This is a genomic window from Gardnerella sp. DNF00257 (assembly GCF_049262745.1).
GTDB lineage: Bacteria > Actinomycetota > Actinomycetes > Actinomycetales > Bifidobacteriaceae > Bifidobacterium > Bifidobacterium piotii.
Map to the genome: position 1 here is coordinate 1,447,454 of NZ_CP058403.1, position 24,826 is coordinate 1,472,279.

Consider the following 24,826-nt stretch of genomic DNA (forward strand, 5'->3'; position numbering starts at 1 on the left):
TCAGGGGAAGGATAGGCATGCCTAACAGTAGCAAAAGCGCGCAAAATCAATCAAATCAAAATCTTCAAGCGCGCAAAGCTAAAGAATTACGCCAACAAACAATCGTTGGAATTGTTGTTGTTGTCATTTTAATTGGCATGATTGCAGCAATTGGAATTACAGCCCTTAACGCCACTAATGCGCAAAATCAAAAGAATGTCGAGCAAGCTCAACAAGCAAGACGAGCTGTTAAAAATCTTACGACTAATCAAAAGCCTAAGTACGCAAACGAACAAGGCGGAATTTTAATCAGCAAAAACGGCTATAACACAACGGCTCCAAACGCTCCGACTATAGCGGTTTATGCCGATCCTCTGTGCCCAGGATGCGGTAATTTTAATCGCGATTCCGATCAAATGCTTATTGCAATGATGAAAGCTGGCCAAATCAACCTTGAGATTCACCCAATGTCGTTCTTGGATAGAATTTCTAGCGACCACTATTCAACACGCGTAACTGGCGCAATCGCATACATTTCTTCTAACGACGACAATCCTTCGCACTTACTTCAATTTATTAACAACATTTTTGCAGAAGACTTCCAGCCAGAAGAAGGCGACGACTACAAGCCTGTTAGCAACAAAAAGCTGATTGAGCAAGCCATAAACGCGGGCGTTAGCGAAGAAGTGGCAAACAAAGCATTCAACAGAAATTATCTTGATTGGCAAAACGCTATTAATGCCGATACACCAAATCGCAAGGCTTTGTGGAATGTTAGCGGATCAAATAAGGGAGCTATGACAACTCCTACAACCACTATCAACGGGAAGCTGCTTGATATGGTTGAGGTTAGCAAGAAGAAGCTTAGTACACCAGATGCAATTCTTAAGTCTATTGGATTAGACAAGTCTAAGGTTGGAGTTGAAGGTGTTATGCCAAAGGTAACAGATAAAGATCAGCCAAATCCTCTTGACTAGTTCTTGTTGATTAGTGTGTTGGTTCCAAAAGTTGCACTTGGCAACGGGTGCTGATACACTAATCAATGTTTTGCTCGCGAAGATTTTTAACTAGCGTGCAAGAACTCGCCTCCTTAGCTCAGATGGCCAGAGCGGCCGCCTTGTAAGCGGCAGGTCGCCGGTTCGATCCCGGCAGGAGGCTCCATTTTATAGGCGTTTTGCATAACAAAAACAGTCTAAATTATAAAAATCCACTTGTATGCATATTATGAGTCATAAGCATATAAAAAGTTTTTAGTAAATTTACAATAACAATAATAAGATAATAAGTCATAAATAAATTTATTGTATGATGAATCGTAAAGCTTACAAGAACAATTTATGCTGATTACTTCGCTTGAGTAAGTTCTCGGGAGCCTTCCCCCAACTCAGGGTTTCCGAGCAAGAGGATGGAGCGTCCCCCAACCAGCTCCTCCTCATGGGGGCAGGACAAATCCCCTTCTCTCCTGCCCCCTTTACCTTTTATAGTTTTATAGTTTAAGATTGATTCTTCTTAACGCATTTTTAATGAGTTAGATCATATGCTTATAGTCTTATTTTTGGCTGATTGCAATCATTGCTATAATTAAAATTCAGTTTTGCATTGAAAGTGAGGTTGAATGGCACGCAGATGGACACCTCAGCGGTTTGTAATAATGAGAAGACTACGCGTTTTTATATGCGTTCTAGCTCTTATTATTTCTAGCACTGGGATTTTTGCACTTTCTGCGCGTAAATCTATTGCTTTAATCATAAATGGCAAAACTAAAGTAGTAACAACTTATGCATCTACTACACAAAGACTTCTACAAGAACAAAAAGTACCAGTTAAAACACACGACCAAGTTATTAGTACTTCGGGAGACATATTAGCAGATCACGCAACTGTTACCGTTAGAAGCGCTTATCAAACATCCATTACAGTAGACGGTGTAACAATACCATTTTGGACTGTTGCAACAAGCATTGATCAATTAATCGGATTCTTCCAAGCAAACGCAGATCATGCTGCAAAAATAACTGTTAATTTGCAAAACATTTATAACAAGCTTACTGGTGGACTTTCTATAAACAAAAAAGGACCAGTCACAGTTATTTGCGATAACAAAACAAGAGTTGTTCCAGACGGAACACTGCCAGCAAGCTCAATTCTTGATTCTTTAGGAATAGTCTTAGGAAAAGAAGACCAAGTAACTGTTAGCGAAGAAAACGGAAAAACTTTGCTTCGCATTCTTAGAGTAACGCATGGAAAAGAATCTAGAAACGTTGTTATTCCATTTAGCACTATAAACGTAAACGACTCAAGTCTTGCAATCGGAGCTAGAGTTATTAAACAAGCTGGCGCAAATGGCGAGCGCATAGATTTGTATAACGTGACTTATGTGGATGGCAAAGCTCAAAGTGCAACGCTAATAAAGCAGTCAATTGTTAAGCCGTCGATTGATCAAATTGTTGCAATTGGCGCAAAGTCTACTCCTAAAACTCAAAACGAATCTAAGCCAAGCAAACAAATCAATAAACAAGAAGAAAACAAGAAACCAAATAGTCAAACTAGTCAAACTCAATCGCAAAAAACAAACACGAATCAACAAAATACACAAAACAAGAGCGCACAACAGGGCGCGCAAAATCAAAACATTCAACAAAATAATAACAACAATCAGCAAAGTTCTAAGCAAACTGCTGAAACTTCACAAGCTATAAAACAAACACCTGCCCCAACACCAACACCAACTCCTGCACCTGCACCTGCAGATAACCCAAACGGCATGGTTCATGCAACGCCCGAACAAGCAAAACTTTATGCTCAAGCAGCATGCGCACAACTTGGTTGGACTGGAGCAATGTGGGAAGACCTTGTTAAATTGTGGACAAAAGAATCGAATTGGCGCTGGAACGCAGAAAATAAAAGCTCTGGCGCGTACGGAATTCCGCAATCACTTCCAGCAGATAAAATGGCGAGCGCGGGAGCAAACTGGCATGAAGATGCATCAATACAAATAACGTGGGGCCTTAGTTACATTAGAAGTAAATACGGAAATCCTAGCGAAGCGTGGAAGCATTCACAAGAAATTGGATGGTATTAAAGTTTGGATGGTATTAAATTGACGAAAGATAATATTGAAAATCAACAAGGCCGTCTTCTTGGAGCAGCTGATATTCGCGCAATCGCAGCGCAAGAGGGCATTACGCCTACAAAAAAGTTTGGTCAAAATTTTGTTATTGACCCTGGAACAGTTAAGAAAATCGTTGCTGCGTCAAAAATTAATTCAAACGATTTTGTTATGGAAGTAGGCCCTGGTCTTGGCTCTCTTACACTTGCGATTCTTCAAGCGGGCGCAAATCTTACTGCTGTAGAAATAGATCCTCCGCTTGCTAAACGTTTGCCGAGTACTGTTAAAGAATTTATGCCTAATGCTTTAGAACGGTTTAATGTGATTCTTAAAGACGCGTTAGAGGTAAACGCTCAAGATGTTCCCGATTTAGCAAAAGCGGCGCACTTTACGCTTGTTGCAAATCTTCCATACAACGTTGCAACACCGATTATTCTTACTCTTTTAGAAAAATTCGATAATCTTACAAGCTTTCTCGTAATGGTTCAAAAAGAAGTTGCAGATCGCTTATGCGCGCAGCCTGGCAATAAAACGTATGGAACTCCAAGCGTAAAGTTGGCTTGGTATGGTACTGCTCAAAAAGCTGGTTTGATTGGCAGAAACGTATTTTGGCCTGCTCCAAACGTTGACTCCGCGCTAGTGTACTTTAAGAGAAACGATAATCCAAAAGGCAGCGAGCAAGAAAAAGAAAAAGTGTTTAAGATTATTGATGCAGCATTCCAGCAGAGAAGAAAAACGCTAAACGCAGCACTAAAAGGCATTGTTCCTAAAGAAGCTTACGAACTTTCTAAGATTGATTCAACAAGACGAGGCGAAACTTTAACTTGCGACGAATTTTTAGCTCTCTGTAAAGCTTTTAACAGTTAAAATACGTTGCTAGCACACCGTCATGCATAGTAAGTAAAATAGCTAACACTTATGCATACGCATACGAGCGCACAACGCGCACAATACAAGCACACAGTACAGATCGGAAGTTAGCATGACGCAGTTTTACGACGAGCGACTAGCCCGAAGAGAGTTCATGTATCAAAGAAAACGATTTGTGCTATCGTCTGTTGCAATCGGAGTTGCAATTGCCTTTGTTTTAGCTCTTATTGTGCAATCGCATCTTTTTGGAATCGCTGCTCCTAGAACTCCAGAAGTAGACCCAAACTATGGCGTTCAAGCGCCTTGTGCTATAAAAAACAAAGACGAAAATAAAGCGTCTTATATAGATAATCGCGCTGTTTCTATACGCGTTCTAAATGGAACAAAATTCCGCGGATTTGCGCGAGCAGTCGGGGAAGGCCTTAGAAATCGCGGTTTTAACTTAATCGAAGTTGGAAATAGCGAAACACGCGTTAAGCGCACAACAATCTATTTTGGAAAACAGTCGATTAACGAAGCTTATACACTAGTAGCCAATTTTAAGGACGCCATTTTGCGCATGGACGACCGTCAAGATAAGCTTATTGACGTTGTTTTAGGAGCCACTTTTAGCAATCTTCGTCCTAAAACCGACGTTCCTGCTGCTGGAGCTGCAATTAACGAGATTAGAGGCTGCGCAGCGTATAACACAATTAAGAATCTTCCAAAAGCTGCAAACCACAAGCCTATTCAGTAAGATTCTAGCTTATATAGACGCTTATATAGACGCTTTGCGCGATTCGCTTTATTCAGCTTGACTTTCGTACCATTTTTTAAGCTCTTCAACAGCAATATCGTGATCTACTGGGCCATTATCTAATCTATAGTCCAACATGTGCTTGTATGCTTTACCAACAATCGGACCAGGCTCTAAGCCGAGAAGATTCATGATTTCATTGCCATCCAAGTCTGGGCGAATTGCGTTAAAATCTTCCTGCTTTTTTAATTCGCGTACGCGATCTTCCATCTCGTCCATCGCATGCTCAAACATAAGCGACTTGCGCCTGTTTTGGGTAGTAGCGTCTGCGCGAGTTAAGCGATTTAGACGCTCGTACAAATGGCCAGAATCCTTAACATACCTTCTAACTGCAGAATCCGTCCAAGGCTCGTCTACGTAGCCGTGGAATCGCAAATGCAAATTCACAAGCTCGCTTACATCGTCAATAATATGATGGTCAAAATGCAAAGCTTTCATGCGCTTTCTAGTCATTTTAGCTCCAACAATATCGTGATGATGGAAGCTAACTTTTCCGCCGTCTTCAAACTTTCTAGTGCGCGGCTTGCCAATATCGTGCAAAAGAGCAGCAAGTCGCAAAGTTAAATCTGGCCCAGGAACCGCACCTTCGTCATCTGTTTCAAGCGCTATTGCGCGCTCAAGAACCATCATTGTGTGTTCAAAAACATCCTTATGCCTGTGATGCTCGTCGATTTCTAAGCGCAAAGCAGGAATTTCTGGCAAAACCCTATCTGCAATACCAGAATCAACCATTGCTTCAATTCCTGCACGCGGATTTGCCGAAAGAAGCATCTTTGTTATTTCGTCGCGAACGCGCTCCGCAGAAACAATATCTAATCTAGAAACCATGCTCAAAATGGCCTCAGCCGTGCTTGCTTCAATAGTGAAACCAAGTTGAGCAACAAAGCGAACAGCACGCATCATTCTTAAAGGATCGTCGTCAAAAGACTGACGTGGGTCTACTGGAGTTCGCAAAATACCTTTAGATAAGTCGCTTGCTCCGCCAAATGGATCCACAAATTCTAGACTTGGCACGCGCAAAGCCATTGCGTTTACAGTAAAATCGCGTCTAGAAAGATCACCTTCCAAAGTATCGCCATATTTTACTTCTGGCTTTCTAGAATCTGGATTATAAGCATCGCATCTGTAAGTTGTTATCTCTACTTTTACTTCGGTTCCGTCTTTTCTGCGCTTCAAAGCTCCAAGCGTGCCAAACTTTCGACCCATGTCCCAAAAACCGTCATGACCCCAAGACCTAAGAAGTGGTTCAAACTCTTCTGGCTTGGCAGATGTGCAAAAGTCAAGATCGTGCGAAACTCTATGCAAAAGCATGTCTCGCACAGGGCCGCCAACAAGCGCCAACTCGTAATTGTGATCGGCAAATAATTTACCCAACTCTATGGCTTCTGGCCAAACTTCAAAGTTCACAGACACGCTTAAAAACACCCTTTCAGCAAAAATCAAACTACATTCCAGCATACCGTTACCCCAATGCACAGCGGATTGAGTAAGGTGGAGTGTATGGTTACTCCGAAAGACTTAAGACGCATGCTCGCCAGAGCCTCGGATAATCATACCCAAAACACTCCAAGCATTCGAGTCACTCCTCTTGATGTTGCTAGAATGAAAAGCAAAATTCAGCCGCAACAAACCGAAGAAGAGGAGTCGATTTTTGTTGATATTTCGGGCTTTTCGGGCAGCTACACTGTTGAAAACATTCATGTTAATATAACGGAATCCAGGCAGCAAATATCTTCTATTAATGCCCCTTCTCCTGCATTAATGCCTCAAAGAAGAGTTAATGACGGCCCTAAAACTTTTGCTTCTCTAGACGCACAGGATTTGCCTATTGTTCGAGAATATTCCGCTGGAGGATTAGTTTTTGACTCTCTTGGGCGTGTCGCGGTTATAGCACGGCATTCGCGAAGTGGCCACATGGAATGGTGTTTGCCAAAAGGTCATATTGAAAAAGGCGAAACACCGCAACAAACAGCAGTTAGAGAGATTCGCGAAGAAACGGGTATTCTTGGCGAAGTTGTTGATTCAATCGCAACTATCGACTACTGGTTTACTGGAACAAGCCAGCGTGTGCATAAACTTGTTCACCACTTTGCGCTTAAGTATGTTAGCGGCGAATTATCTGTTCTTGGAGACCCAGATCACGAAGCAGAAGATGCGATTTGGGTTGATTTTAAGAACCTTAACGACATTTTAAGCTACCCAAACGAACGAAAAATAGCATGGATGTATGCTAAAAAGGCGAATAGGCGGCAAAACCGTGATTAACGTTACCAATGTGATTAATGTGATTGATTTTTCAAAAAACCAGTTGCGTAAGTCGCAAAAAAACGCGTTTTTAAGACTTTGCGCAACCACAGTTCTAATGGCACTCTTGCTTGCGACTTTCCCATTTTTCTTCGCACCAAAAGTCGCGTATGCTAATCAGTCTTCCTTAAGCTCCTACTCTTTGTATAACACAAAATCCAAAGGAATCTCGATAAAAATCGTAAAGTCAACTTCGATTCTTACAGATAAAAGCGGATACCACATTAGTCTTCTGCTTAAAAATAACAGTTCTAAAGATTTTCCAGAAGGCAAAATTCAAGTCACTTTTAACCCTTGGTACACTTTTATGTCTAGAACCGACTTGCAAAAATGGAGCCAAGCCGAGTCTAGGATTCCAACGCCTCAACTAATAGGCGAAGTTAGTGTTCCAGCGCTTGCAAGCGGAAAATCTTATAGTGCGCAAATCGACGTTGATGCAAACAGTCAAAATCTTTCAAACATTATTTATTGGGGTCCAAAACCTGTTTCTATAACGTATTCTTCTTTAGATTTTAAGCATTATTATTCTGTTAAATCGTTTGTAACTCGAGCAAATATTGGCATTAAAAACGTTCAAACTCCGCCAATTAATGTGACTTTACTAATGCCAATAATCGCAAAATCTTCCGATTGGCGTTACAACATTAGCAAGCACAATATTTCTCCTTCTATTAACACGATTAGTGAATCGCAAGAAGATTTATCAAATCCTACAACAGGCTCTACAACAGGCTCTACAACTAACCAAAAAATCAGACTTAGTAAAAACAGTATTAAGCGCATTACTTCTTTGATAAATCTTGTTCAAAAGCATCCAAAGTTGCAAACAATAGCAGACCCAAACACTCTTAAATTTAGTGAACCAACATTTACACCTTCCGTATTTATGCAAAATAACGGTTTTAACATAAGCAGGTATGCGGAATCTGAAAATCATGTTTCTTATAAACTAGCTGGAATTGGTTTAGATTCTTGGAGTAAAAAATCATCTGTATTAGAAAATTCAACAACAAAGCCGCTAAATCTTGATTCCTACGCTTTTCAAACAGGCGAAAAATGGACTCTACGCGCGCTAGAACAGGCTGCCGCAAACGGATACAAAACAGTAGTGGCCACTAGCGGATTCGACCCTCTAGCAAACCGTTTTGCCGTAAAAAATGGTGTTTACGAGGTTCAAACATCTTCTGGAAGCGTAAAAGTGCTTTCTTGCCAAGAAACGCTTAACGAATTAATAAATGGACATTTTACGAGCGTTCAATCGGCAGCAGAAACTACTAGCGCAGGACTTCTAAACAGACTTGCAGCACAAAGCGCCTTCTACCAGATGGAACAGCCTTATATGCCTAGGCATTTGCTACTAACGTTTAGCCCAGATTCTTCTATACCTTTAATCGAATCAGTTGTAAGCATTCTAGAAAAATCGCCTTGGATTAGTCTTCTAGACATAAATTCTTTAACTCGCTCAAAAGCGATTACTAAAGAACACCTTGGATATAGCCCAGTTCCTAAGGCGAGTGCAATCGAAGGAAAATCATTAATCGCAAGCAAATCTAAGATTAGCCAATTAGCTTCAGACAGAATGCTAGTAAACCAATTTATAAACAGCATTCTTGATCAAAATGAGCTTAATAACCATAAAACATGCGAGTCAGATGCTCAGTCTCTTGCAAAACAAAACGCAAAGTTAAAAATTAATCAAAACAGCAAAATCTGGAGCGAAAATCTTATTAAACTTTTTGACGCAATGGCTCAAAGAGAGCTAAATAATACGTTAAATAGCGCTAGCCAATCAAACAGTAGCGCTAGCGAATCGCAGACACAAACCAAAAATGGCACTCACGATTTGGCTAAAATGCTCATTTCTGGAATCAATATTATTCCTCCAAAAGACGTTACTCTTGTAAGCGAAACAGCAACCATGCCGATTACAATCAGCAACACAAACCCATACCCGATTAGCGTATATTTAACTGCGTATACCAATTCTATGGAAATAGTAACTAGAAGAAAAACACCAGTTAAAATCGCAGCAAATAGCGAATCCCAGGTGATTTTGCCACTTAGATCTACAACATCTAGCAAAGTTAAAGCCACTTTTGCTCTAGAAGATAGAAACCACAACGTTTTTAGTAGCACTAAAGAGACGGCAATCACAAGCACGCTGCAAATCAGCGATAAAAGCGGTACGATTATTATAATATTTGCTTTTGCACTTGGAGCTTTTGGGCTTTTCAGGCAGTTTAATCGTAAAAAGGATCCAGACGAATGAATTCAGTAGGCCGCAACTCGATTATAATGGCAAGCGGCACGGCTGCTTCCAGAATAACTGGCCAGATTAGAACAATTTTGCTCGCCGCAGCTCTTGGCACAACTGGTTTGGCAGCAAATGCTTACCAGGCTGGGTCTATGATTCCTCAGCTTATTTATACGCTTGTTTCTGGCGGAATTTTCAACGCTGTTCTTGTTCCACAAATCGTTAAGACTCTAGAAAAACAAGATGCAAAAAATAGGCTAAATAAGCTAATAACATTTGCTATTATTCTGCTTTTAGGCGTAACAGCTTTAATGGCGATTGCCACACCTGTTTTAACATGGCTTTACGTTGGGTCTAACCCAGCAATGATTGCACTTACAAACGCTTTTACGCTGTGGTGTATGCCTCAAATATTCTTCTACGGCCTTTATACAGTGCTCGGCCAAGTTCTGGCTGCTAAAGGCAAGTTTGCAATGTACGCTTGGAGCTCGGTTGCTGCAAACATTGTTAGTTGCACGGGATTTGGCGTGTTTATTGCGATTTTTGGAAAGGCAAGTAGGCAGCCTGCGCATTTTTGGAACAACACTACAATGCTTTTAACTGCAGGATTTTGGACTTTAGGTGTTGCAGCTCAAGCACTTGTTTTGTTTATTCCTCTTAAAAAAATCGGATTAAAGTATAAGCCAAGTTTTGGCATTAGCGGCATTGGCTTGCGCTCTATGGGACCTGTTGCAGCTTGGAGTTTTGCAATAGTGGCAGTTAGCCAGCTTTCTACAATGGCTACAACTCACATAACAACAAGCGCACCTTCTATAGCCGAAGAAACCTTGGGATTAAGCCAATTTGATGTTGCAGGAAACGCCACTTTTCAAAACGCATACACAATGTTTATTCTGCCATATTCGCTTATAGCTGTATCGGTTGCAACCGCTGTTTTTCCAAAAATCTCCAAGTCGATTGCGCAACACGATTTATCTACAGTTCGCGCAGATTTAAGCTCTTGCATTAGAAGCGTTAGCATTTTAATGTGCTTCTTTAGCGTTGCTTTTATTGTTATTCCAATGCCTATCTCTTTGGCTCTGCTTCCTTCAATTAGCATAAAAGAGGCGTACTTAATGGCCGATCCTCTTATGATGCTTTCGATTGGCTTGCCACTATCTAGCGCCTATTTGATTATTCAACGCACATTCTACGCTTTTGAAGACGGAAAGCATCCATTTATGTTTTGCGCAGCGCAACTTTGCGTAGAACTTGTTATTGTGTTTTCTTGCATAAAGTTCCTTCCGCCAAACTACTGGGTTAGCGCTTTAGCAGCAGCTGCATCATTTAGCTACATTCTTACTTTCCCTGCTCTTGTTAAAATGATTAGGTCTCGTTTTAACAATAATTTAGACGATAAGCAGCTTATTGTTACTCACATAAAGGTGATTGCGGCTGCTATTGTTTCTGCTGTTGTTGGAATTTTGGCTCGAGAATTTATTTACAAGTGGATTTCTTTAGATTCACCAAACCTTCGTGGCGTTAATCGATGGTTGCTTGCGATTTTTGTTTGCGCAATTATAACTATTATTCTTGTAATCGTTTACGTATCTACTCTTTTGCTTTTAAAAACAAGCGAATTGGCAATCATTATTAATCCAATTCTTAAAAAAATCGGCGTAAAATGGTCGTTCTTGCTAAATCTTGAGCGCGCAAATGCTGTTAAAAGTAATGCCAAAAACAGCAGTGAAAGCAGCAGCAAAAATGGCAACAAAAATAATTCGTCTCGCGTTGTTCGTTCAAAATAGGCAAAAACGGTGCAAATGTGTAATAAAAGGTCACAATAGTCAACAATAATCGTCACAATACAAGTTGATAAGCATAAATCAACACAGTGAGCAATAATTAAATCAAAATAATTAAACAACAATAATTGCAAAAATAAGGAGCGTTTACTAAATTCTTCAATTACAATAATTGATGGGATTTATTATTTACGCATATTCATTACTCATGTAGGAAGCCGGGGAGTAGATGAAACCTCAGTTGGGAGATATTATACTTAATCGCTACGCTCTAATATCACCTTTGCGAGAAGAAGCAGGCATTCAAGTATGGAAAGCTAGCGACCGCATACTTGCTAGAGATTGCCAGCTCTTTATTGTGCGCGACCGTAGATTCCTTCCCGAAGTAAACACAATATCTTCTACTCTTGCACTATCTAGAATCCGCAAATTTACGCCAGTTCTAAAAATTCACAACATAGATGATGTTGCAATTATTATAACTGAGTTGGATTCTGGAATAACTGTAGACGACTACATAAAATCACATAGCTCTACACTTAGCTACGAAGCTATACGCTCTATTGTTGCCGAAGCAGCAAACGCACTTAGTAAACTTCTTGCATCTGGAATAACTCATTATGCTATTTCAACAAACACAGTAAGAATCACAAATAATGGAGTAGAGCTAGCTTGCGCGCCAATAAGCCCTCTACTAAAAGACATTACTGTTGAATATTCAAAGCAATATTCACAAGACAAACAAGATAAGCCGAGTACTAAAAATAAGCAAGACGCGCAGGATTCGCAAAACAAAAGCGAAAATCAAAATAAAAGCGAAGAACAGTCTAAAAACTTGCCACAAAGTGTAGAAAACATTGCAACACATCAGCTTTCTGCGCTTTTATATGCTCTTCTTACGCGCACTGGATACACGCAAAATAACACAGTTTTTAACGTTTCTAGACTTGCAGACGGCGTTCCTGGCGAATTTGTTATGATTTGCAAAAGAGGCCTTTCTTCTGCTAAGGATTCAAGCATTATTCCAATGGCATCTATTGGGGAGCTTCTGGCACTTTTAGGCACATATACTCCTGTTAAAAAGCTTAGCGAAAAAGATATTATTCTTAACAACGATGCAAGCGAATCTTCTATTCAAAAAGCATTACTTTTACCTTGCAAAGACAATGATCTTATTGATTTTCCAGAAGGATTATCTAAGAACGAAGATTTGCTTGAAAACGAACTATCAAGTCAAGAATCTATTGGTATTTTAGATTCAAGTGATTTATCAATAAAAAACGAAGACGAAAAGCCTAACAAGTTTGGCAAAAACGCTAAAAATACTGGTCTTAAAAATGCAAGCAAAACCATTGGTGCTTTAAGCGCTTTGCTAAAAAGAAATGGTGATAATTCTGGGAAAAAACTTGATTCTTTGCCAGAGTCCGATTCAACTGGAACAGACTACGACTTCCACGATATTGCTGCAGCAGAAATGGCGAATATTTTAGCTCCAACTGAGCTAGACGCCGATGATTCAATTTTCCACAATTTGTCTTCAACATACACAAGTTTCCCTAGCTATTCAACCGATAAATCGCAAGCAAGCGAAGAGAATAAGGTTGGCGAAAATAAAAATAACGAGAATAGCAAGAATGCAAACATTGGCAATGATTCTACAAACGACTCGTACGCAAAAGAAAATGGAAATAAAAGCGCGTTAAACACTTTAGACTCGCTAACTTCTGGAAACGATTATTCACAAAAAGATGACTTATCTTCGCCACTAATGCCTAGAAGATTCGACTTTGAAGACCTTCTAAGCAGTAACACAAAACACACGGAGTTGCTTTCTAAGCCGCAAATCTTGCCATTAGAAGCCGAATCAACAGGAAGAGTGCCTGTTGTAGACAGCAATGGGCGTTTTGTTGCTCCTGGCGAAGAATCCGCTAGAGCATTGCGAGAAGAGGAGCTAGAAAACGAGGAATATGGCGATTACAGCAGCCAAAATGCTGGATTATTGTCTCACTCATCCATGCCTCCTAGCTTCCAGCCTCACGAGCATCAAGACGACTTAAAAGCAAAGAAATCTTCGAATCAAAACAATGTAGATATTGCGGATGCTAAGATTTTTGGAGGACTTTCTACAAAAGTCTTAGCTATTGGCGTTGTTGCATTGCTGGTAGTTGTTGTTTTTGCAATATCTTTGCATAGTCTTTTTAACTCTCACGAAGCGCCATCAAACTTTGCAAAATCTAATTCTTGGGATTCGCAAAGTGTTGAAAATGTGCCTTTTGGAAGTCAAGGTGTTCTTTCGGAAGATAAAAGCGATTCATCTAAAGAAAAGCAACCAAGTAAGAACAATACGGGTAAGTCTGACGAAAAGAAGTCTGGCGAAAAGAATAAGAGCAATAAGGATAATAAAAGCCTTAAAAACAAGCATAAGAAACAAAATAGACGCAAGAAAGTAAAGCAAGTACCAAAGCCTAAAATGCCTACTAACAACACGCCTTACCCTATAGATATTCAGCAATTCTTGGAAGATACGGGCAATCAGCGCGGCTACGGCTACTACATGCACTTAACTCAGCCTCAAGAAGCATACAGATTTGTTGTTTCGATTCGTTCTTCGGGCGGGCATGGGTATTTGATTGCAAATTCCAAGAACGATCCTAGCGCTGGAGAAAAAGTTGCAGACTTTACCTTTGACGCTAGCGGAGTAACAGATGTAAAGTTCAAAAAGCCTATAACTGCGCAAGACTTTATCTTGTGGGTTCCACAAGGGTCTATACCAATGAATGGGCTATATATAAACTACGTTAGAATTTACTAAAAAATATTAAAACTATTAGGAATATTAGGAATATTTTATGAAAACTGTGCAAAAAAACGTAATTATTATTGGCTCTGGTCCTGCTGGATACACTTCTGCTTTGTATTTAGCGCGCGCTGGATACAGCCCTCTAGTTATTGCTGGAGCACTAACACCTGGAGGGCAGCTTATGAACACTACCGAAGTGGAAAATTATCCAGGATTTGCAGACGGCATTTTAGGCCCAGACTTAATGGAAGCAATGCAAAAACAGGCAGAAAAATTCGGCGCACAAATTTTGCTTAACGATGTTATTTCTGTAGATTTTAATGGCGATTTAAAAGCGGTTACAACCGACGATGGCGTAACTTACACATCTAAGGCTGTAATCGTTTCTACGGGCTCACAAGTGCGCAAATTAGGCGTTCCAGGAGAGCAGGAGTACTCGGGCCGCGGTGTTTCTTATTGTGCAACTTGTGACGGATTCTTCTTTAGGGAAAAGCCTATTGTTGTTGTAGGCGGCGGTGATTCTGCTTTCGAAGAAGCACTTTTCTTGACTCGTTTTGGCTCTTGCGTAACGCTTATTCACAGGCGTGATTCATTCCGCGCGTCTAAGATTATGGTTGACCGCGCGCGCAAAAACAGCAAAATCAATTTTGTTTTAGATTCTGTTGTTTGCTCTGTAAACGGCGTGGATGGAGATGCACAATCTGTAACTGTTAAGAATGTTAAAACTGGCGAGACTCAAAATATTGAGGCAAGCGGCATTTTTGTTGCTATTGGACACTCCCCATCTACAAGTTTCTTAAATGGTGCTTTAGATCTTAACGAAGATGGCACTATTGCTGTGCAAGGAGCATCTACTAGAACTTCAGTTCCTGGCGTTTTTGCTGCTGGCGATGTTGTAGATAGCGTGTATAGGCAAGCAATATCTGCTGCTGGTATGGGCTGCCGCGCGGCACTTGATGCACAAGCCTATTTGAATGATTTAACTGATTTGAACAAACAATAATTTTTTGTTCCACGTGAAACAATAACCCCCAATAGTTGTATTAACAGCTTATTGGGGGTTTATTATTAATCTTTTTTATCTACTAAAATATTGACTATTCGATGCAGTTCTTCTGGAGAAGAAAATACTATTTCGATTCTTCCGTGATTTTCGCTTCCTTTAATGGCAACTTTTGTGGAGAATCGATCTTCAAGCTGCTTTCTAATTGGAGAAGACACCCACTTGTTGTTTCGTTTAACTCTAGTTCTTCTAGAAGAATCGTCTCCATTGTCTACTTTAATCGAAACAATTTCTTCCGTACTGCGAACCGATAAGCCTTCTGCAATAATACGTTTTGCGAGATTTTCCATTTCTTCTGTAGAAGCTAATGCAAGAAGAGCGCGGGCGTGACCTGCAGAAAGCACTCCCGACGCAATATGTTTTTGCACGCTGGCTGGCAAATTCAAAAGTCGCAAGGTGTTTGCGATTTGAGGACGGGACTTAGAAACGGATTTAGAAAGCTGAATTTGCGTAAGTCCAAAATCATCAATCATTTGAGCGTAAGCTGCAGCTTCTTCTAACGGATTTAATGCAACTCTGTGCAAATTCTCCAAAAGGGCATCCCTAAGCATGTTTTCATCCGAAGTGGTTCTAACAATCGCTGGAATCTTTTTAAGACCAGCTAGCTGTGTTGCTCTCCACCTTCGCTCGCCCATTATTAACTCATAATGAGCATTGTGTAAATCACCTTTACTTGCATCCTTGATTTTTCGCACAACAATCGGCTGCAAAACTCCAACCTCTTTGATTGAAGCAGACAATTCTTGAAGCTCTTCTTCGTCAAAAATCGTACGCGGCTGATGAGCGTTTGGAACAATATCGCTCGGCTCTAAATACTCTAAATAGCCACCTTCAATGGGCTTTAGATCTTGCGCTTGGCTTGTTTGTTTATCTTGCGATATTTTTTCTGCAACTTTATTTTTATCATTATCTTCGTTCTTTTGCTTTGAAGAAACAAATGACTTAGAAGCAGAATCACCAAAGAAAAAGTCAATTGGCCTTGTAACGTCATCAATTGACGGCATAGAAGTTCGCTTTGCTGAATGCTTATTTTTGCTAGCGGTTGACAACACTGTTTCACGTGAAACAGAAGTATTTTCCCCCAATTTTTGGCTTAAATGCGGGGAAATTGAGTCATCAACGCTAGGAACTTTGGTGGTCTTTTTGACAAAGACTTTGGTTTCACGTGAAACATTTTTTTGCGTATTTTTATCTACGATTTTACTGTCTGTTTCACGTGAAACAGTGCTCGAAGTGTCGCTACTCTCTAATGTTTCATGTGAAACATCTTCAATCTTTTTGTTAGCAAACTCATCTAAACTATCTTCTCCAGGAAGTGCAGGGAATAATGCTCCCAATCCTTTCCCCAAACGCGATTTACTTGCACTCATCACTAATTACCCTCTCTTTTTGAATCAATAACAGACAAAATTACATCAGACTTATTAGCTATCTCAAATGCAGCTTCTCTATAAGACACAGCACCTGTTCCATGCGGATCGTAGGTTATAACACTTTGATTAAAACTTGGCGCTTCTGGAATTTTAACAGTTCGCGGAATAGTGGTATTAAGAACAATATTTGGATAATGATTTTTAACTTCTTGAAAAACTTCCCTACCAAGAAGAGTTCGCTTATCAAACATTGTTACAAGCATTGTAGAAACAACAAGCGCAGGATTATAGTGCTTTTGAACCAAACCAATTGTTCGAATCAACTGACCTAAGCCTTCAAGAGCATAGTATTCTGCTTGAATCGGAATTAGCATCTCGTGCACAGCACACATTGCATTAATTACTAAAAGACCAAGAGAAGGTGGGCAATCAATAAAAACGTAATCGTAATGTTCGCTGCTAGAGCTTAAAAACTCATCAATTGCGTTCTTAAGAAGATTATTCCTATCTTCCATTTGAGCAACTTCTAATTCAGCACCACTTAACTCAATCGAAGCTGGAACAACATCTAGCCCTGCAATATCTGGGCACTCTTGTTTAACATCAGCAATAGTCTTTCTTCCTTCAATAACATCATAAATAGAAGGATCTGCGGAAGAATGTGGTATATTCATTGCCGTAGAAGCATTACCTTGCGGATCCATATCAATTAATAAAACTTTTGACCCACCAACAGCCATTGCTGCCGACAAATTCACAGCGGAACTGGTTTTTCCAACTCCGCCTTTTTGATTCGCAACCGCAATAAAACGTGTAGTCTTCGGCTTAGGGAACACAACGCCATCAATGGCATGGAAGCGACTGGTTATATCTGCCAACTCACTGCCCAAGGAAGATCCAGAATCCCCAAAAATACGTTTAATTGTATCTTCTGCTGATTCCACCATTCACACCACCCCGCCCACCTATGGGAAATTACCAAACTAACCAATTTAACCGTAGTATTTTCAAGTTTCCTTTCTTCTATGGACATAAAACACCATAAAAATTGCAGAAAATACTACAAAAATATTATAAAAACACACAGTTTCACGTGAAACATATAACATCTTTATTCAGTTTCACGTGAAACATTCAATGAAAGTTAACGCAACAAAATAATTGCGAAAAAATACAGAACTAAATCACAAAAATTAAATCAGCCTTTATCAATTATTACAACACTTGTTGATTGAAGGCCTTTAGCAACAGGGGCATCAACTACTCTAGGATTTAACCCCTTTACTTTTTTAATCATCTTTTCAGCCTTATCAATCTCCGCTTGTGCAGACTTTCCTTTTAACGCGATTAGTTGGCCATTCTTGCTTAATAGTGGAATGGTCCATCCAGCCAATTTTGTCATAGGTGCAACAGCTCTACATGTAACTACGTCAAAGGCTGGAATTTCGTGAGACTTAACTTTAGCAATAACTTCGTCTGATCTTCCATGAAAAACTGTAACATTTTTTAGGTCCATAACCTCTACGCATTCTTTTAACCAAAGAACTCGTCTTTCCATTGGTTCAATTAATGTTACTTTGCAATCTGGCAAACAAGCAGCAACAACAATTCCTGGAAAACCTCCGCCGCTTCCAACGTCTGCGATGGATTTTTTATTTGACTTTTCAACTGCTTTTTTAACAAATGGAACAACTGCGGCCGAATTTAGAATATGCCTTTCCCAAAGAATATTCATATCCCTTGGGCCAACAAGGCCGCGAACTAATCCCTCTTCCTTAAGTTTCACGTGAAACATCTTACATTTATCAAGAGCATTGCCTAAGACTTCACTCAACAAAGGGGAGTTATCTAATTCATCTACATTGTTTTCATCTACATTGTTTTGTAAATTGTCAGCCTGTTCCATATCTAAAATCTTTTCTGCAAATCAGCTCCTCAAACAAAAAGTAACACAATAAAACATTTTTGTTCCATTGTGTTACTTTTTATTTAAGCTAATTGCTACTCTGTATATTCTTCGTCCAACTCTACGTCTACATCATCCATGTCTACATCCACATCTTCATCTAAATCATCGTCTTCAATGGCACTTGCAGGCATATAAACAGTAACGTAGCGATGTGGTTCTTCTCCATGAGACCTAGACCTTAAGCCTTCTTCTCTAACTGTATCGTGAATAACTTTACGCTCAAACGAATTCATTGGCTTCAAATCAACAGAATCGCCAGTCTCGCGAACTTCATCAACAGCATCCAACGCAATATCTCGCAAATGTTGACGCTTACGCTTAAGGAACCCATCAACGTCTACAATTAAGTGCGATCTTTCACCAGTTTTTTGCTGAACAGCTAGACGGCTCAATTGTTGCAAAGCATCAACAACCTCTCCATCTCTACCAATCAAATGCTTAATGTCGGAATCATCATCCGCAACAATTTGAATCATTGGCCTATTGTTGCGAACGCCCATTTCAATATCGCCTTCGTAGTCGGCAATATCTAAAAGTCCTTCTAAGTAATCGGCAGCTATATCAGCTTCCTCATTGAGCTGGTCAATGCTCCTGGTCTCGTCTTGTGCCATTTACATACTCCTTAATTTCAATAAATGTCAAGAATCACAATTCTGTGTACAGTTTAACTGAAGATAAATCCAAATTTATAAATTATTTTAATAATTTTAATAAATCTAATAAATAAATTCACATTTACCTTGTTTTTACATTATTTACTTGTTTTTCGCTTGCGATTAGGCTGCTTACGTTGGAATCCTTCTGATTCTCTGCGCTTAGCTTCTTCTCGAGCCTGTTGAAGCTTTTCTTCTTCAATAGAAGGCAAACCTTCGCGCTTTCTGCGCTCTGTTTCTTTTTTGTAATCACGCTTTTCTTTTTCCTCGGCTGCAGGAGATCCTGGAGTTGGGAAGGCATACACCTGCCAAATAGAGCGAAGCATATTCATAATGTTGTTTACAAGCCAATAAACAAGCATTGCAAATGGAAGAGCGAATGCAGAGAAAACATAGATTAATGGGAATCCCCACATCATAAGTTTTTGCATTGTGTACTGGCTGCCTTGCTTAGATTCCGGAGGAAGATTCTTGCGAATATTGTTAAATTGCATGTACCACATTGCAGCACACATCAAAATAACAAAGATTACAATAACAACTTTTCCGCCTGCTTGAACCGTCATAAACGTGTCGGAAACACCAACACCAAACACATGCGTTTTAACAAATTGCTGCGCTGTAGCAACATCAAAAGCACCAAGAGCAGTATGCTTTCCTCTAGCAATAAATGGAATAACAGAAAGCGTATACCAAATACTCATAAATGCTGGGCCTTGAATCATCATTGGCAAGCAGCTTCCAGCAGGATTTGCGTTATTCTCCTGATACAGCTTCATCATTTCTCGCTGCATGGCTTCTTTGCTAGCAGAATCGTTTTTACCCTTATACTTTTGCTGAATTTTCTTCATTTTAGGAGCGATCGCTTGCATATTGCGCATACCTTTAATGCTTTTTATAAAGGCAGGGAATATGCACGCGTGCACAACAAGCACAAGAAAGACGATTGAAAGAACCCAGGAGAATCCAATTTCATTCATTCCAATAAGAACAAATAGCTTGTGGAAAAGCGCCATTACTTGAGTCATAAGCCACTCAACTGGCGTAAGGATTTTATAGAACCATCCCCAAATTCCATTATCAAGTAAAAAGTGGTCTTGATTAAACATTAGTTTTCCTTGTCTTGATCAGCCAAGGGAGTTAACCGTGGCTCTTCATGCGCTTTGGACCAAGCGCAACGATAAAAAATTGAATATTTGCGTGGCACATCGTCAATACTGCAGCTAGTCCATGGTCTACAGCGCAACAGCCGTAAAACGGCCAGAACGCCACCTTTAAACGCCCCATAGCGGCTAACGGCTTCTATAGCGTATCTTGAGCAAGTTGGGTAGTATCGGCAGCAAGCTGGTCTATTAGCAGAAATCGCGCGTTGATACCAGCGAATTGCTTTTATAATCAAATTCGCTACAACACTTTTTCTGCTGCTCATAGCTATCACTATTCCTTAAACCAACTTATTAAATCAACTTATTGTTGTTTTTTGCTGATTAATAGCGGTTTCTGCTGCTTGATTTAATTTGTGATCTACTTCTGCGGATTCCTGATTTTTATCTTGATTTCTGGCTATTTTTCCAAAAATCTTTTTAATCTGCTCATTTAATGATTCAAACGATGCACTAGAAGCAGTAGATTTAGCTCTTAGAACTACGTCACAACCATTTGGAAGTAACGATTGATGCTGTTTTGCTATTACTCTAAAGCGTCTTTTTACTTTATTTCTAACAACAGCTTTTCCTACGCTTTTAGATACAGCAAGTCCTAGCCTTAAGTCAGCTTCATTTTGTTGAGTCTGATTTAAGGTATCACAAAATGCCGCGGGTGTATTACCATCACAACCCGTGGCAATCTGATTCAGACTTGTTTTTTCGCCTTCGTTAAGCGCGTTTAACACGGCTATATCGCCACGCATGCTGTAATGCGCGACGATATCCCGTGAACACACCTTGCGTCGTTTTTTGAGCACCGCAACAAAATCGCGATGGCTTTTCAGCCTATCCATGCTTTACGACGCGCTCCATCTCAGGCAGATAGTGTCTTACGACCCTTAGCGCGACGACGATTAATCACTGCGCGGCCAGCACGAGTACGCATGCGAACGCGGAAGCCGTGCTTCATGTGACGACGACGGTTGTTAGGCTGGAATGTCCTCTTCATAACTAACGCTCCTGTATTTAGCCATGCAAAAGCACGGCTCCGTATGAGTCAAGCTATACTAAATTACTATTACCCCTCACCAAGAGTCAAAAAATCTTTTTATAAACGTGTTTACAATTGCGCTTGAGTAAGTCAAATTTTTTAATACCGTAAAATTTTCTGTACCATTTTTACCAAATCAAACTACTTATAAAAGCCTTGAAAAATGTGGATTGGCAGCTTTTATTTTATCCACAAATTACACACATGTTATTCACAATTAAGCATTTTCAACACGCGAGGCTGTGGATAACTTCTTAGGGTCGGAGTAAACATATTCTACTAGCACTCTTTACGCGCGCGAATAGATATGCATTCTGTTGTGCATTTCTGTTGATTAAGCGTAAAGACTTGAATAAAATGTTTCTGCCGGTTTTAGGGGGTGTAGCATGACGGATTCTTTTAGCGATCCAAATGCGCAAGCCACTATTGTGTGGTCAAATACCCTTGCAGTGTTGCGTCATAACGCTCTATTAAGCAACCGCGATAAAAGCTGGTTTGAAAGTGTAAAACCTGAATCTATTTTTGGAACTACCATTGTTCTTTGTGTCTCCAATATAGAAACACAGCAAGCTTTGCAAAATGAGCTTAGTTCAGCGTTGCTTACGTCATTAAAAATTTGTACTGGAAAAGATATGTTTCCAGCTTTTAAGATTGTTCCTCAATCAGAAAACAACAATACTGCCACTAATAGCGCAGACACTAACATCAATGCCGCTAATAGCTCTTCCGATTTAAGCAATCTTAATCAGAATGTAAACGAGAATTCCCAAGTATTTTCAACATCTTTAGAAGAAAATACAAACGTTAATTCAGACTTATCTTCTTCTAAAAGCAACTATTTAGAAAACATAAAATCAGATTTTGGTGCACAAACTGTTGAAAACACTAGCATTCCTGTAAACACTAATAGTGTTGAAAATGTTGATTCAGCTAGCAACACTCCTGTTCAAAAAGATTTTGACTACATAACTGGCTTAAATACCATGCAAAACACTGGTTTAGTTAATTCTGGTATTAATTCTGGTATTAATAGTTCACAAGCAAAAATTCCTTCTTCAATAAAAAGGGATCCTGTTACTCACTTAAATACTTGCGCAACTTTTGACACTTTTGTTCCTGGAGATTCTAATCGTTTTGCGCGCACAGTTGCTTTAGCTGTTGCAGAAGGTTCTGGAAAAGACTTTAATCCTTTATGTATTTACGGCGGATCTGGCTTAGGTAAAACACATTTGCTTAATGCTATTGGCAATTATGCTCTTGTTAAGGATTCTTCACTTAAGGTTCGTTATATTACAAGTGAGGAATTTACTAACGAATTTATTGAGGCTTTGCAAAATACAAGTCAAAACCAGGGTCAAATCGCTAATTTTAATAGACGATTCCGCGAGGTTGATGTTCTTTTAATCGACGACATTCAGTTTTTGGGAGGAAAAGAAGCAACTCTGGAACAATTCTTCCATACTTTTAATGCTCTTTATCAAGCAAGTAAAAGAATTGTTATTGCTTCCGATGTTGCTCCTAAAAATCTTAGAGGATTTGAATCAAGACTTATTTCTAGATTTGAATCTGGATTAACTGTTGATATTAAGCCGCCTGATTTAGAAACTCGAATAGCCATTCTAAGAATGATGGCATTAATGAATAATTCTAACGTTCCTAGCGATGTTCTAGATCTTATTGCGGAACGTTTTACAGAGAATATTCGTGAGCTTGAAGGTGCTTTAACTAGAGTTACAGCCGTTGCATCATTAAGTAATCAACCCGTAAGCAAAGCCTTGGCAGAACAAGCTTTACAAGACTTCTTTGCTTCCGATATTGAAATTCGCCCAACAAATATTATTGGTCAAGTCGCTAAGTACTTCCACATGACTTTTGACGAGATTGTTGGCAGATCTAGAACTAAGAATGTTGCTTTGGCGCGTCAAATTGCAATGTATTTAGCTAGAGAAATGACAAGCATGAGTCTTGTTGATATTGGCGAAGTCTTTGGCGGGCGCGACCACACGACTGTTATGCATGCATATACTCGAATTAGCGGAGAGATGCAAGAAAAGCAGGAAATCTATAACTATGTTATGGAATTAACTGTTAGATTAAAACAAAATCCTACAAACAAAAAGTAGTTTTACACAAATCTGTGCAACTCTGTTAATTAAAATAAAAAAAGTTATCCACATAGTTAGTCACAAATGTGGTTAAACCCTGCGGATAAGCGGTGGAAAACGCCGTTAAAAAAGTGAATAAACTGTTTATAAAGCAGCTCAAAATGTGGATTACCGAAAAAATAGCTTCGGTTGTGGATAACTCGGCTTTTTCTGCACACAATTACCCATAGGTTATCCACATTTTTCTTATGTGCATAACGGCTTTAACAAAGCCTTTCTAGGTACATGTCAACATTTCCACATTGCTTATTACTACTATTACTTTATTTTTTGAATAATAATAATATTTTTTATTAACGATTAGCATTTATTTCTAAATTAGATTTTCATTAGCCAATGAGATAGAATAAACACAGTTTTAATGAAATGAGGAAATATGAAAGTTGAAGTTAATTCCGCTTCTTTTGCAGACGCACTATCTTGGACTACTCGCGTTATAGATAATCGTCCAGCAAATCCTATTCTTGCAGGCTTAAAGTTAGAAGCAAAAGACGGAACTTTGCAACTTTGCGCATTCAACTATCAACTTTCTAGCCGTCATCACATTGAAGCAGGTGTAGACGAAGCAGGGAGTGTGCTCGTTTTAGGTAGACTACTTGCAGATATAACAAAATCTTTGCCAGCAGAAAAAACGTATTTGTCTTCTACTGAAACAACTCTTACGATTACTTCTGGTAAGTCAACATTTACTTTGCAACTTATGCCAGAAGGAGAATATCCAGATTTACCAGAAGTTCCTTCAAAACTTGGTCAAGTAGATGCTCCTACTTTTGTTCAAGCTGTAAATCAAGCTTCTGTAGCAGTTTCTAGAGAAGAAGATAGGCCAGTTTTAACAGGAATTCATGCTCGTTTTGAAGATGATACTGTTACTTTTACAGCTACAGACAGGTATCGTCTTGCTCGTTCCACCTTTAGATGGACTCCAGAGCATAATGATATAAATACTTCAACTCTTATTAAGGGAAGTATTCTTAAAGATATTTCACGCTCTGCTGACGAGCATCAAAATGTTGTTATTAGCTTAAATGAGCAAGAACCTTCTGTTCTTGGATTTGAAAATTCTGGACGCGTTAGTACTTCTCAACTTATTGATGGAGAATTTCCTTCTGTAGATAGTCTTTTTGTTGATGAGTATCCTATTCACGCAATTATTAATCGACAAATGCTTATTAACGCAATTAAGCGCGTTGCTATTGTTGCAGAAAAATATGCTCCAATCTATATGTCTTTTGCGGAAAATGAACTTACTTTAAGTGCTGGAAATGAAAGTGAATCTAAAGCAAAAGAAACTATTGACATAGATATGGATGGTCAAGATATTATTGTTGCTTTTAATCCTAATTATTTGATTGAAGGATTAAGCGTTATTAGTGAGCCATTTGTTCACGTAAAAATCACATCTACTATTAAGGCTGTTGAATTTAATGGTCAACAAGAAGCAGATGGCGATGAATCAATGAATTACAGATATCTTGTTGTTCCAATGCATCCTTAAAACAAATACTTATAAC

The 24,826-nt window shown here is 39.4% G+C and carries 20 protein-coding genes and 1 tRNA gene; 12 read left to right on the forward strand and 9 right to left on the reverse strand.

Annotated elements, in window-relative coordinates; genetic code table 11:
- Nucleotides 1-17 precede the first annotated feature (17 nt).
- From HXT23_RS05785 to HXT23_RS05805, 5 genes are all read left to right on the forward strand, one after another.
- Nucleotides 18-956 (forward strand): DsbA family protein, encoded by a 939-nt coding sequence (locus HXT23_RS05785; RefSeq protein ID WP_032812861.1) that lies wholly within the window; start codon nt 18-20, stop codon nt 954-956.
- Between the two features lie 107 nt (nt 957-1,063).
- Nucleotides 1,064-1,140 (forward strand) — tRNA-Thr (locus tag HXT23_RS05790).
- 454 nt (nt 1,141-1,594) lie between these two features.
- The gene (locus HXT23_RS05795; RefSeq protein WP_016793939.1) at nt 1,595-3,061 is read left to right on the forward strand and encodes a G5 domain-containing protein; all 1,467 of its coding nucleotides are present in this window, start codon (nt 1,595-1,597) and stop codon (nt 3,059-3,061) included.
- Nucleotides 3,062-3,064: 3 nt separating this feature from the next.
- Nucleotides 3,065-3,955 (forward strand): 16S rRNA (adenine(1518)-N(6)/adenine(1519)-N(6))-dimethyltransferase RsmA, encoded by an 891-nt coding sequence (gene rsmA / locus HXT23_RS05800; protein ID WP_016635490.1) that lies wholly within the window; start codon nt 3,065-3,067, stop codon nt 3,953-3,955.
- A gap of 115 nt (nt 3,956-4,070) precedes the next feature.
- Complete coding sequence (locus HXT23_RS05805; RefSeq protein ID WP_016801852.1) at nt 4,071-4,694, forward strand: LytR C-terminal domain-containing protein; 624 nt, start codon at nt 4,071-4,073, stop codon at nt 4,692-4,694.
- Between the two features lie 48 nt (nt 4,695-4,742).
- Here the strand turns inward: HXT23_RS05805 and HXT23_RS05810 are convergent, their stop codons facing one another.
- Nucleotides 4,743-6,212, reverse strand: coding sequence for a CCA tRNA nucleotidyltransferase (locus tag HXT23_RS05810; RefSeq protein ID WP_422112832.1), 1,470 nt, complete (start codon nt 6,210-6,212; stop codon nt 4,743-4,745).
- A gap of 42 nt (nt 6,213-6,254) precedes the next feature.
- Here HXT23_RS05810 and HXT23_RS05815 point away from each other — a divergent pair, with 42 nt between their 5' ends.
- The 5 genes from HXT23_RS05815 to trxB all read left to right on the forward strand — a co-directional run bounded on the left by HXT23_RS05815 (nt 6,255) and on the right by trxB (nt 14,899).
- Nucleotides 6,255-7,019, forward strand: coding sequence for an NUDIX hydrolase (locus tag HXT23_RS05815; protein ID WP_032812862.1), 765 nt, complete (start codon nt 6,255-6,257; stop codon nt 7,017-7,019).
- On the forward strand, nt 6,982-9,327 hold the full coding sequence (locus HXT23_RS05820) for a DUF6049 family protein (RefSeq protein WP_422112833.1): 2,346 nt from the start codon (nt 6,982-6,984) through the stop codon (nt 9,325-9,327). Before HXT23_RS05815 ends, HXT23_RS05820 begins: the two co-directional genes overlap by 38 nt.
- Nucleotides 9,324-11,099 (forward strand): murein biosynthesis integral membrane protein MurJ, encoded by a 1,776-nt coding sequence (gene murJ, locus HXT23_RS05825; protein WP_422112834.1) that lies wholly within the window; start codon nt 9,324-9,326, stop codon nt 11,097-11,099. The genes HXT23_RS05820 and murJ overlap by 4 nt, the downstream gene beginning before the upstream one ends.
- Nucleotides 11,100-11,325: 226 nt before the next feature.
- The gene (locus HXT23_RS05830) at nt 11,326-13,908 is read left to right on the forward strand and encodes a kinase (protein ID WP_422112835.1); all 2,583 of its coding nucleotides are present in this window, start codon (nt 11,326-11,328) and stop codon (nt 13,906-13,908) included.
- 37 nt (nt 13,909-13,945) lie between these two features.
- Entirely contained in the window at nt 13,946-14,899 is a 954-nt protein-coding gene (gene trxB / locus HXT23_RS05835) for a thioredoxin-disulfide reductase (protein WP_016801857.1), read from the forward strand.
- Between the two features lie 65 nt (nt 14,900-14,964).
- Here trxB and HXT23_RS05840 read toward each other — a convergent pair whose 3' ends face one another.
- From HXT23_RS05840 to rpmH, 8 genes are all read right to left on the reverse strand, one after another.
- The gene (locus HXT23_RS05840) at nt 14,965-16,329 is read right to left on the reverse strand and encodes a ParB/RepB/Spo0J family partition protein (RefSeq protein ID WP_422113091.1); all 1,365 of its coding nucleotides are present in this window, start codon (nt 16,327-16,329) and stop codon (nt 14,965-14,967) included.
- A gap of 2 nt (nt 16,330-16,331) precedes the next feature.
- Nucleotides 16,332-17,279 carry a ParA family protein gene (locus tag HXT23_RS05845; protein WP_004131167.1) on the reverse strand — a complete coding sequence of 316 codons (948 nt, stop codon included), beginning with the start codon at nt 17,277-17,279 and terminating at the stop codon, nt 16,332-16,334.
- Between the two features lie 251 nt (nt 17,280-17,530).
- Nucleotides 17,531-18,238, reverse strand: a complete 708-nt coding sequence (rsmG, locus tag HXT23_RS05850) for a 16S rRNA (guanine(527)-N(7))-methyltransferase RsmG (protein ID WP_422112836.1) — start codon at nt 18,236-18,238, stop codon at nt 17,531-17,533.
- 95 nt (nt 18,239-18,333) lie between these two features.
- Entirely contained in the window at nt 18,334-18,912 is a 579-nt protein-coding gene (locus HXT23_RS05855) for a protein jag (protein ID WP_016635500.1), read from the reverse strand.
- Between the two features lie 140 nt (nt 18,913-19,052).
- Nucleotides 19,053-20,063 (reverse strand): membrane protein insertase YidC, encoded by a 1,011-nt coding sequence (gene yidC / locus HXT23_RS05860; protein ID WP_016635501.1) that lies wholly within the window; start codon nt 20,061-20,063, stop codon nt 19,053-19,055.
- On the reverse strand, nt 20,063-20,383 hold the full coding sequence (yidD, locus tag HXT23_RS05865) for a membrane protein insertion efficiency factor YidD (protein ID WP_032812863.1): 321 nt from the start codon (nt 20,381-20,383) through the stop codon (nt 20,063-20,065). Before yidD ends, yidC begins: the two co-directional genes overlap by 1 nt.
- Nucleotides 20,384-20,416: 33 nt before the next feature.
- Nucleotides 20,417-20,953 carry a ribonuclease P protein component gene (gene rnpA, locus HXT23_RS05870; RefSeq protein ID WP_016635503.1) on the reverse strand — a complete coding sequence of 179 codons (537 nt, stop codon included), beginning with the start codon at nt 20,951-20,953 and terminating at the stop codon, nt 20,417-20,419.
- 20 nt (nt 20,954-20,973) lie between these two features.
- On the reverse strand, nt 20,974-21,108 hold the full coding sequence (rpmH, locus tag HXT23_RS05875) for a 50S ribosomal protein L34 (protein ID WP_004114029.1): 135 nt from the start codon (nt 21,106-21,108) through the stop codon (nt 20,974-20,976).
- A 428-nt stretch (nt 21,109-21,536) separates the two neighbouring features.
- On the opposite strand from rpmH, the gene dnaA reads away from it, so the two are divergent.
- Together dnaA and dnaN are read left to right on the forward strand one after the other, a co-directional pair.
- Nucleotides 21,537-23,273 carry a chromosomal replication initiator protein DnaA gene (gene dnaA, locus HXT23_RS05880; RefSeq protein WP_422112837.1) on the forward strand — a complete coding sequence of 579 codons (1,737 nt, stop codon included), beginning with the start codon at nt 21,537-21,539 and terminating at the stop codon, nt 23,271-23,273.
- 418 nt (nt 23,274-23,691) lie between these two features.
- Entirely contained in the window at nt 23,692-24,810 is a 1,119-nt protein-coding gene (dnaN, locus tag HXT23_RS05885) for a DNA polymerase III subunit beta (protein ID WP_016635506.1), read from the forward strand.
- Nucleotides 24,811-24,826 lie beyond the last annotated feature (16 nt).